Source organism: Enterococcus sp. AAFC-DPL-6103, from assembly GCF_058216595.1.
In genome coordinates this window covers 1-12,883 of sequence record NZ_JBZADC010000002.1, presented here as the reverse complement: position 1 = coordinate 12,883, position 12,883 = coordinate 1, and the positions used below count along the sequence as shown (strand labels likewise).

The 12,883-nt window shown below is 29.3% G+C and carries 13 protein-coding genes and 3 pseudogenes; 12 read left to right on the top strand and 4 right to left on the bottom strand.

All coding sequences use genetic code 11. The features are described 5' to 3' along the window. The first annotated feature begins 45 nt into the window (after positions 1 to 45). Both AC4BC3_RS12690 and AC4BC3_RS12685 read left to right on the top strand, forming a co-directional pair. On the top strand, positions 46 to 453 hold the full coding sequence (locus tag AC4BC3_RS12690; protein WP_206911229.1) for a hypothetical protein: 408 nt from the start codon (positions 46 to 48) through the stop codon (positions 451 to 453). A gap of 316 nt (positions 454 to 769) precedes the next feature. Next, positions 770 to 1,139, top strand: a pseudogene (locus AC4BC3_RS12685) (IS3 family transposase); the annotation flags it as partial. Between the two features lie 258 nt (positions 1,140 to 1,397). On the opposite strand, the gene AC4BC3_RS12680 reads toward AC4BC3_RS12685, so the two are convergent. Beyond that, entirely contained in the window at positions 1,398 to 2,903 is a 1,506-nt protein-coding gene (locus AC4BC3_RS12680) for a helix-turn-helix domain-containing protein (RefSeq protein WP_490467329.1), read from the bottom strand. A gap of 524 nt (positions 2,904 to 3,427) precedes the next feature. Further along, positions 3,428 to 4,408, bottom strand: a complete 981-nt coding sequence (locus AC4BC3_RS12675; RefSeq protein ID WP_490467328.1) for a choloylglycine hydrolase family protein — start codon at positions 4,406 to 4,408, stop codon at positions 3,428 to 3,430. A 438-nt stretch (positions 4,409 to 4,846) separates the two neighbouring features. Here AC4BC3_RS12675 and AC4BC3_RS12670 point away from each other — a divergent pair, with 438 nt between their 5' ends. The 6 genes from AC4BC3_RS12670 to AC4BC3_RS12645 all read left to right on the top strand — a co-directional run bounded on the left by AC4BC3_RS12670 (position 4,847) and on the right by AC4BC3_RS12645 (position 9,050). Further along, positions 4,847 to 5,260, top strand: coding sequence for an SRPBCC family protein (locus AC4BC3_RS12670; protein WP_490467327.1), 414 nt, complete (start codon positions 4,847 to 4,849; stop codon positions 5,258 to 5,260). Then, positions 5,247 to 5,768: a hypothetical protein gene (locus AC4BC3_RS12665; protein ID WP_490467326.1), complete on the top strand. Its 522-nt coding sequence runs from the start codon at positions 5,247 to 5,249 to the stop codon at positions 5,766 to 5,768. The genes AC4BC3_RS12670 and AC4BC3_RS12665 overlap by 14 nt, the downstream gene beginning before the upstream one ends. A 126-nt stretch (positions 5,769 to 5,894) precedes the next feature. After that, positions 5,895 to 6,548, top strand: a complete 654-nt coding sequence (gene ribB / locus AC4BC3_RS12660; protein WP_490467325.1) for a 3,4-dihydroxy-2-butanone-4-phosphate synthase — start codon at positions 5,895 to 5,897, stop codon at positions 6,546 to 6,548. Further along, positions 6,541 to 7,773, top strand: coding sequence for a lysophospholipid acyltransferase family protein (locus tag AC4BC3_RS12655; RefSeq protein ID WP_490467324.1), 1,233 nt, complete (start codon positions 6,541 to 6,543; stop codon positions 7,771 to 7,773). Before ribB ends, AC4BC3_RS12655 begins: the two co-directional genes overlap by 8 nt. Further along, a complete protein-coding gene (gene fabG, locus AC4BC3_RS12650) occupies positions 7,770 to 8,504 on the top strand; it encodes a 3-oxoacyl-ACP reductase FabG (RefSeq protein ID WP_490467323.1) in 735 nt (244 codons plus the stop codon). Before AC4BC3_RS12655 ends, fabG begins: the two co-directional genes overlap by 4 nt. A 24-nt stretch (positions 8,505 to 8,528) precedes the next feature. Next, positions 8,529 to 9,050, top strand: coding sequence for a hypothetical protein (locus AC4BC3_RS12645; RefSeq protein ID WP_490467322.1), 522 nt, complete (start codon positions 8,529 to 8,531; stop codon positions 9,048 to 9,050). Here AC4BC3_RS12645 and AC4BC3_RS12640 read toward each other — a convergent pair. After that, entirely contained in the window at positions 9,037 to 9,915 is an 879-nt protein-coding gene (locus tag AC4BC3_RS12640; RefSeq protein WP_206911184.1) for a helix-turn-helix domain-containing protein, read from the bottom strand. The two genes, AC4BC3_RS12645 and AC4BC3_RS12640, sit on opposite strands and share 14 nt — an antisense overlap. A gap of 144 nt (positions 9,916 to 10,059) precedes the next feature. Here AC4BC3_RS12640 and AC4BC3_RS12635 point away from each other — a divergent pair, with 144 nt between their 5' ends. Next, positions 10,060 to 10,878: a helix-turn-helix domain-containing protein gene (locus AC4BC3_RS12635; protein ID WP_490467321.1), complete on the top strand. Its 819-nt coding sequence runs from the start codon at positions 10,060 to 10,062 to the stop codon at positions 10,876 to 10,878. Between the two features lie 29 nt (positions 10,879 to 10,907). On the opposite strand, the pseudogene AC4BC3_RS12630 reads toward AC4BC3_RS12635, so the two are convergent. Then, positions 10,908 to 11,086 (bottom strand): annotated as a pseudogene (locus tag AC4BC3_RS12630) (type III secretion system protein PrgN); the annotation flags it as partial. Between AC4BC3_RS12630 and AC4BC3_RS12625 the strand changes: the two are divergent. The 3 genes and pseudogenes from AC4BC3_RS12625 to AC4BC3_RS12615 all read left to right on the top strand — a co-directional run. Further along, a pseudogene (locus AC4BC3_RS12625) lies at positions 11,081 to 11,251 on the top strand (zinc ribbon domain-containing protein); the annotation flags it as partial. The pseudogenes AC4BC3_RS12630 and AC4BC3_RS12625 overlap by 6 nt on opposite strands. A gap of 160 nt (positions 11,252 to 11,411) precedes the next feature. After that, on the top strand, positions 11,412 to 12,254 hold the full coding sequence (locus tag AC4BC3_RS12620) for a ParA family protein (protein WP_490467320.1): 843 nt from the start codon (positions 11,412 to 11,414) through the stop codon (positions 12,252 to 12,254). 92 nt (positions 12,255 to 12,346) lie between these two features. After that, positions 12,347 to 12,676 (top strand): hypothetical protein, encoded by a 330-nt coding sequence (locus AC4BC3_RS12615; protein ID WP_490467319.1) that lies wholly within the window; start codon positions 12,347 to 12,349, stop codon positions 12,674 to 12,676. Positions 12,677 to 12,883 lie beyond the last annotated feature (207 nt).

Sequence of the window (12,883 nt, the reverse complement as noted above, 5' to 3'; positions counted from 1 at the left end):
ATGCTTTACAATCAATTCTATCTAAAATAGAAAAGAGGTAATTTTATGACACATTTAGAAAAAAAAGAAAGCCATATTTTAAGTAAGATTCAAGGGGAAATAAATAATTTGAATTATGATCTAACTGACATGGATAATACTGACAATATTGATGTTGCCTATGCCGAAGAACAGGATGCATTGGAAACAATTGGCTCTATTCTTAAAAATGATACAAAGCTTGATAAATTAGAAGATAAAAGTGCTGCGAAAGATGAAAAAGAGTTTGATAAATGGGTAGATAATGAAGAAAAAATTTTAAAAAGAATAAAGAACGAGTTGGTTAATTTAAATAAACAGTTAAAAACATTGACTGGTGATTCAAATAAAATGAAGAGATATTTTGCACAAAAAAAAGCTTTACTAGACATCAAGAAAATTTTACATGAAGCTAGTGAGTTCTTTAAATTGTAAAAAATTTTTTAAGCTAGTAAGTAAATAATAAAAACTAAGATAGTATAATCAGATTAATCGAATTTCTTTACAAAAATCCATAACTTGTTTTTGTAAAGCGTATATGCCCTATTATCAAATTTACGAATTGTCATAAGAAAAGTGAGAACAAGGATAAGCCTACTGAGAATAGACTGATCCTTTTTCTCACTTTTCTTATACAAAACCTTCACATTTCGCAATTAAATTACAGCAGCTTTTTCCATGAAAGTATACTCCATTGACTGCCTAACATATATAATTATGGAAAAGTATTCTGTTCTATTTAAGCTGGATGCAATTGTATCTAGATCCTTTTATGGATATGTTCAATAGTGAAATTTTATCCTATCGTACCTATGAAAAATCCGATGCATTTCCAATGCATTAGCGTTAATGGAATGTTTGGAGGAAGCTATCCAGACCTCTAACGATTGTCCTTATCGTCGTACGTTTCATTCAGATCAAGGTTGGGCATATCAAATAAAAGCTTATAGAAACAAATTGAAGGAATACAAAATTTTTCACAGGAAAGTTTATAACTGTTTCGAGGAATTGAAATCAGCCATCGATAACTATATCTATTACTACACAATGAACGGATAAAACAGAAATTCAACTGGCAAAGTCCCGTCCAATTTCGTAAAACAGCCGTAACGTTTGCGTAAAAATATCACTTTAGAGCATGAAAAAAGAGTGGATTTCTCCACTCCAAAAAAGTCTAACTTTTTGGTGTCATTACATTACTACAGTTTTTTGATCTCTTTTTTTCTTCAAAGACTTCTAGATTAAAAATTGATTTTTGAATTTTTTGTGTTTCCTGTAAAGTTCGATGAAATTGTATTGAAAGAATCTCCCCTATAAGATAAGACAGCCTAACAGAATTAAATTTAGTAATTTATCTTACATTCTATTAAAAAACTAATCTAGATTTCTTTTAATTTTGATTCATATATTTCTAAAAGTATTAGGTCCAACTGTCTATAATCTTTTAATGAAACACTACTATCTACATAAGCAATATACTCATATCTCAATTTGGGCTCAATCAAACTGTAATTGATGTCTGTTGTGGTAACTAAAAGATCATATTTTTGTTCAAGTTGAATATCTTTATATCTATCACATAGTACTACATTAAAGTGTAACGTCATTATATTAGATAGTTCTCTTAAGAAGATTTTTGTTTCACTATACGGCATATCAGTATCTACCAGTACAGATATTTGAGGCTCTAAGAAAGTAAGATCTTCTACTTTCGCTAAAGCTAAACTGTATTGATTAACTAAATATTCAACTTTTTCAAAAAGGGAATATCCAGTTTTTATATAGAGTTTTTCACACATTTCCTTGAAAATATTAGTTGTTCTGATTAAATATTTTTCTGTACTCGAATTTAGAAAAAACTCTAAAGGATCTTTTTTGTCATAAAAAAAATCAGTATATAAATTAATAGAATAGAGATATTTCTTAAATTCATCTTTTTTATCTGAATCCAATGGGCAAATATTTTTATCAAAATACATAATAACCTCTTGCGTTGCCAACCAAGCTTGAGTATGCTCAATATAATTATAATTCTCCAAATAAAGATCACTATATTTTAATGTAAATGTCACTCTAGTACTTAAAAATGCCAAAAAGTAATTGCTTTCTACCTTACTTTTATTTATTTTAGCAAACCAATACTTCTGTAAACCTGTTTCTTCACCTATTAGCGTAAATAGCGTGCTATATTCCGTATTAAAAAAATCAGCAGAAATTTCTTTTTTTCTACTATATCTAATAATAGTTATTGCTAAGAAGTAAGCAATTTGTAAGCGACCATTTCCGCTAACTGGGATATCCAATTTTTCGATATAGTGATTCAATGATTTTAATAGCTCGTCTTGTGATATTCCTGCGTACTTCCATTCAGATCCTCTATAAATAGTCCATAGAAAATTAAAGTAGAAAAAGCGGATATTATTTTCTGGTCCTTCAATAGAGAAAAAACCTTTTTTATAAACAATCGTTAGACTATACTCTTCTAAATTTTTTCTCATTTCACACATTTTTTTATTTATAAATGCTTCACTTATATGATACTTTTCTATCAAGTTAGTCAAACTTTCATCTTTTGATAACAACTTAATTAAAAAGATAATAGGAAAGCAAGATTCAACCATTTTCTTTTTCAAAAATAAATATTCTTTCGTATGATTTTCATTTATTCGATAACCTTTTCCCTTAACATAATCAAGCAAAGACGATACTTTTTGTTCTTCTGCAAATATTAATAATTCCTCTAAATATTTGTAACTTGTTTTCCGGTCAATCGATAGTTCATGAGCTATTTCAATACCATTTTTATACCCCTCGATATTTCTTAAATAATCAAGTATTTCTATTTTTTTTTTCACATCATTATCAATAAAACAATTTATATCCATCTCAACCTCCTAAACATTTAAAATAATAGTGAAAACTATGAAATAACAGTGTACCATGATGAAATTGTCTAGACAAATTTCATCATGGTACACTGTTATTTTTATAAGATATGAAAATCTATAGAACTTATTGTTGTTGATTAGTAATGCAGGAGTTTATATCTAATCCTAATATTAAAAAATAAAAAACAATCAGATAACTAGCTGTTAAGGTCGAACTAACTGGATCAAAGAACAACGAAATCCCTATAATTACTCCAAGTATATTGAAGATGATAGAAAAAATATATCTGGGCTGACTAATCTCTTTGAGAATTGTAATCCATTCATTGAAGCCTACTTATCGTTGATCGAAAAGCGGGCTTCAATGAATGTCTTATTACATTTTTCGCATTTATAAACATTCTCTTTTCTATTTTTAGTGCCTTATCCTCACATTCAATGAAGCTTGCACGTTACTCTTCGTATATGCTCAATGGTAGTCCGTAAAAGTTAAAAATTCTAACAATAATGATAAATATTTTTTAGTTTAACTGAACGGAAGTAAACTCAGTATCAACTGTAAATTCAATCGGCTTTTCAGAAGAAAGTAACGCGTCATCTAATTTAACTGAGTACACCTGTTCGGTAGTATATGGATTAAAGTAATAGGTTAACTCATCTACATCTAAAATCGAACGATATTGTGTATAATCTACTGATCCATCATTTTTAATATTTACACCTTTTGGAATTGTGACACTATTTAAAATATGAAAAATCGCACTCACTGCTTCATCCGTAGTTTTCCCTGCTTGAGTGAACTGTCTATAATAAACAGTTCGTACAAAACGTTCTGGTGACGTTAGTCCCCCAGGCATCCCAAATGTACCAGAACCTTGTCCAAACGGTTTAATAGAATAGGCTCCTATTTTTTTTTCTTTAAAATTTGTGGGACGCATGGAAAGATAGTTATTTAAATTTTTTAAATGCCATTCAAGTTCAGGACTGTTAGTCATTACACCAACGGGATTTTCCTTCAATTCAATTTCTCCGGTATTTGTTTCGACTACTACCGTCATACCTGTTCTATCAGTCACAATATAATGTAAAGGCACTACTAAAGACAAAAGTGAGTTTTCTTCATTAATTATATTTATTTCAAAAATACGTTTTTTTAACTCCTCAACACTAGAAATTTCACCCAGCAGCCACATAATAAATCCATGAGGCGATATGTTCAACTTTCCCTCTCTTGATTCATTATATTTTGCTTCATCAAGGAAATAGAGTTCTGCCACCGCAAGTCCCTGTTCGTTCACACCATCTGCTAACAAATATCCGTCTAGATTCCGTCCTGTGCCAATAAAACCAAATCGTGTTTTTCTAGTTGTGTTCGACGTAGCATTCCATTCATACTGTCTAGGGATAAAGATAGGAAGTCCATTTAATTCAAAACCAAAATCCATTGTTCGTGCTAAAAAATGATGCCTGTTTCCAGATTGATAGGTTAAACTTGTACACATCATAATACCTTCTTTCAACTATTTTTAGTTCGTTTCTATTTACTCTAGGTCGGAATGTAAGTGATATCAGCTATCCATTTTTCACTTATAAGTTATATACTATTAAATATATAATACCCCTTAAAGGTTATAATGCACAGCATTTATGCGTTTTTTGAGTGTACCCTAAATATACAAAAAGTCTGTACATTATCTGTTCGTTGTTATCTCTTTCTTAAAGCAAGTTTTTATTTATGTTTGAGAAAAAGGATATACTGAATAAATTTCTTAGTTAGGCAACTTTTGTTATAGAAGTTTTATTGAATCTAGGGTGTAGTCTATACCTCAATAATAGGGAGAATATCTACAAAGAAATAAGCAATATTATTAGAATACTAATTTTTTATTTTTTGTTTTTTATCATATCCTTGGTTTATCAAATAAAGGAGGTAGTTTTAAATGAATAAACCCTTATTCACTAATGTAGTTATTGTTAATCAAAAGAAAGAGGTAGTAGAAACTTTTTTAGGTGATTTAAAAAATATTTTAAAATGGAATGATGAAATTGCTGTTATTGCAGAAGTAGAGGAAGGTTTTAAGATTGAGAGAGTTAGCCAATCTTTAAATGATAGTGAGTTAGTCAAGGTAGAACATAAAGACAATAAAATTTATTATCATAGTAAAGGGAATAGATTGAACTATGATGTTATTTTCGAATGTACATCACTTGGTGATAAGACTGAGTTGTCAGAAACAGTTTATTTATCAGAAGATGTAGATAGTCATTTGCCTATTAGTATTCTTAAACCAATTGTAAAACATGCATTTGGATCTAAACTTTATATATTAGCGAAAACTCTTGAAACAGCATAAGCTATTAGAGTCTCTTAGTTTAGAATATTTGGACTATCTGTATGTCAATAAAGTTTTACTAACCAATAAGACTGATTTTTTTAAACATATTAGTGGTATTTTTTTTGTAGAATATGAAGATAAAATTATTTATATAGGTGATGGATTTTACACTGAAAAAAAAAATAACCCAAGTGAAGAAAGATATTTATTTCAAAGAATAAATCAGCATTTTACATTATCAAATTCTGGAGGTAACAAAAATCTTCAAACTTATTTGCTTAAATCTATGAAAAAAAAGAATGTGCTAGATACAAATCTCCAGAATGCATTTAATAAATTTTGTAAAGAAGAAATTAAAATACATTATATCGATTTAACAAATATAGCTATGGATACAAATGAGGTTGAATTTATTAAATATTATTTCATAGCTAAACTAAAACCAGTGTTAATTAAATCTAAGCCCATATTAAAAATTGAAAGAAAACCTAAACGAAAAACCAATTTATCAATTAAATATGTTTAAACCTTCCTTTATATCTTAAGGAAGGTTTTTTTATAAGTATACTTATAAAATATATTATTATCTTTATTAGAATCAGTAAATAACGTTGCTATATACTATCAACATTAAGAGAAAGGAGATACAAATATGAATAAAAAATATCATGATTCAATTGAAACTGCTCTAGAAGTATTATCTGATGGAGGTGTAATTATTATTTCTGATAATGAAGATAGAGAAAACGAAGGAGATATCTTAGGTTTAGCAGAAACAATTACTGAAGATGGTCTAAATTTTATGATTACAGAAGGAAAAGGTCTGGTATGCACTCCTATTAGTGAAGAACTTGCAAAAACATTAGCATTACAACCTATGGTTAAAAACAATACCGAAATGAATGGTACAGCATTTACTAATTCTATTGATGGAAGTTATGACATTACAGGCGTTACCACAGGGATTTCAGTGGGGGATAGATTAGCCACTATAAAAAGAATGATTGATGACGATGTGAAATCAACAGATTTTGTACAACCTGGACATACATTTCCGTTAGTTGCTAAAGAAGAAGGTGTATTGGAACGAGAAGGTCATACTGAAGCTGCTGTTGATCTAGCAAAACTTTGTGGGATGAAACCAGCTGGTGTGATTTGTGAGATTATTAAACCAGATGGATCAATGGCACGCACAGATTATTTATTTGATATGGCAGAAAAGTTTAACATTCCGTTTATAACAATTAAAGACCTAGTAAACTATAGAAAAAACAATGTAGCTAGTTTGGAACTTTCTCATGCTTAACTCGCTATTTAATACTGTTATAGCTAAACTAATAGAATGGTTTTTTTTAGATAAAATTGAAGGTGTAGAAAACATAAAAATCGATGGACCTGTAATAATTGTCGCTAATCATAATAGCTATTTAGATCATTTTTTTATTTTGTATTTATACCGAAAGTATTGGAATTCAAATGAGTTATATTTTCTAACAAAAGAAGAAGCATTCAAACAATTCTTTTCTAGAAAATGGCATGAAATAATGAAGTCCATATCAGTAAGTAGAGCAAGTGCTGGTCAAGAAGGATTAAAGGAGTTAAAAAAAATACTCCTAAATAAAAAAGCAAGCGTCGTTCTTTATCCCGAAGGGACTAGAAGTAAGACTGGGTTTCTTCAACCAGGAAAAATGGGAGCAGTAGCATTGGCAGCAACCACTGGTATTCCAATAGTTCCGATTGGTTTAGAAGGTACATTTGATATTTTACCTCCTAAAAAAATTCTACCTAGGCGTACTAAGGCAAGTATAAAAGTTGGAAAGATCATAAAAGTCAAAAAAATTCCAAAAACTGAGCTACTAGAAATTCATAATAAATTAATGCAGCAATTATCTCAATTAAGTAATGAGTCTTTTGATTTGATTGTTGATAAATCTGTTGAGGATAAAAAAATTTATTATGCTAATTACTACAATGAGTTAGGCATTCGTAATTATGTAGATAATGAATACATTCCAAATGTTTATCACCGTAGAGCAAAGTATTTGTGTAACCAACTATTAAATAACGGAGTAGAATCTGATGAAATTTACTTTGAAATTTCTAGATCTGTAGGCCGGTTAGGACTCAACTCTAAAAATTTTATGTATAAGATTGTTAGATTATTACAAACTAAGTACTATGCCTATAAATCTCTTAAACAAAATAAAAAATTTGCACCTGCACACTATGTATTAGCGAACTATTATCTGAATATGTTTACTCTTTTTCCAAAAAAAAGTCTAATCAAAGCAGAAAATCATTATAAATTAGCTATTAATAGCGATTCAAGTAGTATTTATATAAAACTGGGTTTTGTAAGGTTATTATTGAAGAAAAAAAATTATACGGAAGCGGAGCAATTTTTAAATCAGATCCAGAGAGCTAAAGTTTTTAACTCTGTAGACTATCGACGAAAGTTAGAAGCTAAAATTTTATTGATGCGATTTAAACCGGTATACGCTAACAAATTTATGGAGGCAGAAATTAAATGAAGAAAGTTGCATTGGTAACTGGAGGCACTGATGGTATTGGCTATTCTATTAGTTCGAAGTTATTGGAAAAAGATGTTTTTGTTATAGCCACATATGCTTCAAATGAAGAAAAAGCGTGGGAAAGTAAACAAGAATTTGCAAAAATATCATCAAACTTTCAGATAATAAAAAGTTCTAATAATGTAGAAAAAGACGTAGTTTCATTAGCAAATATCATAAAAAAACAATTCGGGAAACTAGATTTTTTAATTAATAATGCAGGTATATCAAAGTCTAACATTTCATTAAAGATGAGTATGGAAGAATGGGATAGAGTGTTAGATGTAAATTTAACAGGGACTTTTTTAACCTCTAAAAATATGGCCCCGTTGTTGTTTAAATCAAAAACACCAAGTATAGTAAACATTTCTTCCCAAGTAGGGACCTATGGGAATATAGGTCAGGCTAACTATGCAGCAGCGAAAGCAGGTATCTTTGGGTTGACACATACCTTAGCACAAGAATTTTCCAAAAAAAAGGTACGTGTTAATTCTGTAGCTCCTGGTTTCGTAGAAACAAAGATATTAACTGAAATACCAGAGAATTTAGTTGAAAAAAGAAAAGAAAGAATTTTACTAAATAGGTTTGCAGAACCAGAAGAAATTGCAAACGTGGTGTATTTTCTTGTATCTGAAGATAGTAGCTATATAAATTCAACAACTATAAATGTTGATGGTGGGATAGCTTTTTAAATAGCTTTTTAAGGAGAAATCACAATGATTAATGAATTTAAAATAGTAGAAGGATTATCTGGGAAATCGTTGGTAATAAGCGCAGAAGGTAAGTGTAGAGCAGTTTGGAAAAGCAATGATGAAATTTCTGACTGGGCTAAATTAGAAAAAATCTTCCCGAATGAACAAGATGAAAAAGAACTGACAAAGCTTATTGAGTCTGGACATAATATTGTTTTGCCGATTGAAGATCCTAAGGTTAAGGCAACATACTGGATCTTTAAAAAAGAAAATAATTTAAGGCAAGAGAACATTATTATTAACGAATTTGATGATCTTCATGAAATTGAATTTTTCCCATTTAATTGGCTCCCAGAGAGGTTGTACAATTTAGTATTAAACTCATATGAACAATATAAAAATAGAACTGAAGTAGAAACATTATTACAACCCAATGTCGTATATGTTTATGAAACCGGGTATCTAGATGGTAAAATGATATTAACTAACCAAATAAAATATGCTACAAGTTCCATGATTGATAGTTTGCTGTCTACAAATCTTTAAAAATACTATCATGAAACAAATTATTCATGAGCTTATATGCGTCAAATGATACTTTATATTGTTCGTCATCGTCGATGTATTCATAGCATTTAGCTAATAAATAGAAAAGATTTGATAACATATAGTGTGACTGATTGATTCCTGAAAAGTTTATTCCATCTTTTAAAATGGATATAGCTAAATTTATATTTTTTTGTTTGAATAAAGAATGAGAGTATTGATAAAAAAATAGGTTAATAGATTCGTCATAAACTGTAAAATGTTCATGCTTTATCGCGTCATAGGCCATATTAAAATAAGCAGTACTCTCTTCTTTTTGATTTAAGTCAGCATAGACAACACCTAAATTACTTAAAAGAGAAATTTCAATAGGAGTTAAAAACTTTTTTTGTTTTCTACTTATATTTGTGTAATCTAAAGCTAAATGAAAATATCTCATCGATAGTTGAATTTCAGAAGTTGTTTGGTAAATTGCGCATCCATAATAGTAATAATATAACTGTAAGTCTTGGTCCTTTTTTAATGTTTGAATAATAGAAGAGTCATTTATAAAGTCCAATAATTTTTCATATTGACGCGTGTCACAGTAAGCTTTGGCTTCTGAGAAAAAATCAGCTATGTTTAGTGTTTCTGGATTATCATTTGTGAAAAATTGTTCAATAGAAATACCCAATTTGAAACAAATTTTACTCAATAAAATAGCATTTATACTGTATTCGCCCTTCTCTATGCTACTAATCATTGCTTGTGAGCAAATCTCTTTTGCTAATTCTTGTTGGGACATACCTTGTGACGTTCTCTCTGATTTGATTATTTTTCCTATATTACTCCAATAGTTGATTGAAGTGTCTAAATTATCACTCATATTTATTATCCTTGCTATTTAAAGTTAATTTAAATAGTATTATATATTATCTTAACTAATTTGTGAAAAAATTCATGAACTTAATTATATAGTATATGTAGTCTTAATAGGCAATTATTAAATTGTAGAATTGGAGATGATCTTTTGAAAAAACAATCTTTTGGAAACGAGATTAGACGAGTCAGAAAAGAAAAAAAAATATCACAGTCAGATTTAGCGAAAGATATTTGCTCTCAAGCGACCATATCTGCTATTGAATCAGGTAAATATATGCCTAACGTTAAGATTCTAGTAGAATTATGTAACAAACTAGACTTAAATACAGATATGTTGATATTACACGATTATTATAAGATTAGTTCTATTGAAAAATTTAGTGAAGAGTGTGAACGTTTATGTAAAAACCATGAATATCAGAAGTTAGAAACTTTTTTGAACTCTACTGAAGTATTAAATTCCGTAGAAACCGAATGGGAATTACAAGCATATTATTATTATTTAGCGTGTGCCAACTTTCACTTAGACTCAGATTTAACAGGAAGCTATAGAAACTTTAAACTTTCTTTAGCTGAAAAAGAAAATAATACATTGGCCAGGTTGAGTTTTGCTTGTTTAGGTTTAATTAGTTCTTTAAAAAAACAGAAAAAGCAAACTTTTGAATATTTCTTAAACGCTTTTAAAAATATTGAGTCGATACCGTATGAACCCAATTTAAACATATTATTCTATTTAGAAGCGTATTCGTATTTAAACTTAGGTATGTTGGAGACTGCATTTCTTGTATTAGAATCAGCAATTGATTTTATATCGAATAACGATTCTCATTTTATGTTAGGAAATATTTATTTTTTAGCAACGAAAGTAGCTGAACGTGCGGAACAACTTAATATAGTAAGAGATAATGAACAAAAAAGTTCTATTTTTGAAGAACTATTTAATGAAAAAATATACAAAAATATATAAAGAATATTTCTAAAAAAGAGAGATTAGATTCATAATCTCTCTTTTTTACGATGTTTTCCTTGAATTGAATGCCATTTTTTGTCTGAATATCTAGTAAATCATTATAGACTTCATACATAATTTTTCCAGCAGATAATGATAAAGAATAGATAAACGCAGTAGGTAAGCTTTCGACACTTTTTTCTCTAGTAACCCATGAATCAATTGTGGACATAAGGATGGCAAGAAATATCTCAAAATTAGAGAATGGACTTGTCCTATTTGTTGTTCTCATCATGACCGAGATGTAAACGCTAGTATAAACATTCTGACCGAAGGTCTTAGAATGAGAGCGTTAGCTTGGATAAAATCAAAAACCGTAATATTTAGCTAAGTGGTGAGTAGTTCAAAAACTAGTTGATAAACAATATCAAATAAAGATATTAAAAAAAGATATTGTTTTTAATATCTTTATTGGCTAATTTAATATTAAATGTTAATATCTATTTAAGATATTAAAAAAGATATTGCTTTTTAGATAAGGAGAAATTTATATGACTAAAACTATTTCAGTTGTTATTGACAAAGGCGGTGTTGGTAAAACAACAACCATAATCAATGCTCTTTTTTATTCTGCAAGACGTTTGGGAAAAAAATGTTTGCTAATTGATTTGGACCAATCGCCAAGTTCTACAGCACGCTTCATTGATAAAATTGATCAAAAATATTTTGATGAAGATCATGAAATAAAGCGTAATTACACAGTTGCAAAATTTTTTGACACCACAGACGGAAACCCTGAAATTATTGAAATTGAACCCAAGATTCACTTGATTGCTGGTTACAAACAATTAAGTGATCTAAAAGAAAAAGCTAATGCAGGCTTACAACGACTATATTTATTAAACTGGTATTATCGAAATATTGATTTTATTGAATCCAACTATGACTATATTTTTATAGATAACCACAATGATTTAGAAATATTCACTGATAATGCTATTGCTGTTTCAGATGTTGTTATAGCAGTCGCAGATGTTGATTTAGATAGTATGGGTAAATTAGTTCAGGTAGATTCGCATGTTGAATATTTAAAAACAATTATTAAGGACCCAATGACACAAAGAAGTTATGTTAATGCACAAGTAGTGAAAATTGGAAATATTGTTGAATACAATACAACTGATTCACATGCGTTTGTAGAAGCTTTTGAATCTATGAAAAAGCAAGACTCCACGTATTTAGGATATCTTTATAAGCGAACAGCACTAAAACAAACAAAAACAAAGAATCGCCCGCTAGTAGAAGTTGAAGACAACCAATCTAGTTTTACAGAAAATGAAAAACAATTTTACGCACAGACGTGGGCGTTATTCGATAAAATTTTAGATATCTAAAATAGATATCTATTAAAGATGTTAATTTTTAATATCTTTAAATAATATCTTTCTTAGTTTCAAATCAAAATCAGTTACAGGAGGACTTTAAAATGGCAAAAAAAGGGTTAGCTGATAGCTTTTTAAAACAAATGCAGGGATCACCAAAAGTTGAAGAACCTAAAAAAACACAAAAATCAGAATCTACAAAACAAAAAAAGAACACGGCTTTAAATACTCAACAAGGTGGCTTACTAGATAAGCTTGCTCCTGTTGAAAAAAAACAAAGAGAAATGTATCCAGTTTATCTAAACAAGGAAGAACATGCTATTTTGATGCAAGCAGCGGTGGAACTTGGTTTAACTAGAAAGAAAAAAGGTGAAGATAAACAAGTGGGTAATTTGAGTGCGGTTGTTCAATATATCGCTAAGAACTTAAACTAACTCCAATACACTTCAACAGACTTAAGTCAAGATCAGATTTTGATCTTGGGCTTTTTGTTTTTGATTTTTAACTTAATTCAGGCAGAAGTCGCCCATCCTCTATAGGTGGGTGATGAATGCCGTTCGGTATGAGGGTTACTGTTGGTAACTCGAAAACCGACATACAAGGCTGATTGCCTTTTTATTTTGTTCTATACTATAATCAGG